We start from the raw sequence: 700 nt of genomic DNA on the forward strand, positions 1-700 counted from the left end.
CGTGGGCGTGGAGGTTCTTGACCTTGATCCAGTCACGGCTGCGGCGACCGGGCAGATACATACTGGTCAACCGCTTCGCCACCACACCGTCGTACCCCTCCTGCCGGATGTAGTGCAACGCCTCACTGGCCATCGCCGGCCAGTACGGCGGCACCACCACATGCGGCCCCGACACCCCCAGATCATCCAGCAACGCCCGCCGCGCCGTATACGGCGAGTGCACCACCGGCTCCCCCAGATGCAGGATGTCGTACACCACCAACTGCGCCGGCATCACCTCCGCGGCCTCCGCCACCGCCGCCGGATGCCGCAGACTCATCCGCCGCTGCAACCGCTCCACCGACACCCCGCCATGCTTCCCCAACGCCACGATCTCCCCGTCCAGCACCCCCACCAGACCCGCCGGCAACAACCCCGGCAACCCCCGCAACTCCGGATACCCCGCCGTCACGTCCTGCCCGATCCCCGACACCAACCGCACCGCACCATCCCCCGGCAGATACACCAGCACCCGGGCACCGTTGAACAACGGCTCGAACCCGTACTCCGCCTCCGCCTCCGCCCCCGGCAACGGCCCCGCCACCGCCAGCATCGGCGACCACGCCGGCAACTCCACCCGGACAACAGCATCCGCAGGAACGCGCGTACTCATATACACCAGCATCCCCCCACACCCCCCGACCGGCGAATCAGACACCGC

1 protein-coding gene is annotated in these 700 nt (G+C 69.0%); it reads right to left on the bottom strand.

Features of this window, described 5'->3' with window-relative positions; all coding sequences use genetic code 11:
* The coding region (locus ACRWNP_RS37165) for a hypothetical protein (RefSeq protein WP_431969433.1) at positions 1-652 on the bottom strand (652 nt) is incomplete at its 3' end.
* Positions 653-700 lie beyond the last annotated feature (48 nt).

This window comes from Actinacidiphila sp. bgisy160, assembly GCF_965342435.1.
Lineage (GTDB): Bacteria > Actinomycetota > Actinomycetes > Streptomycetales > Streptomycetaceae > Actinacidiphila.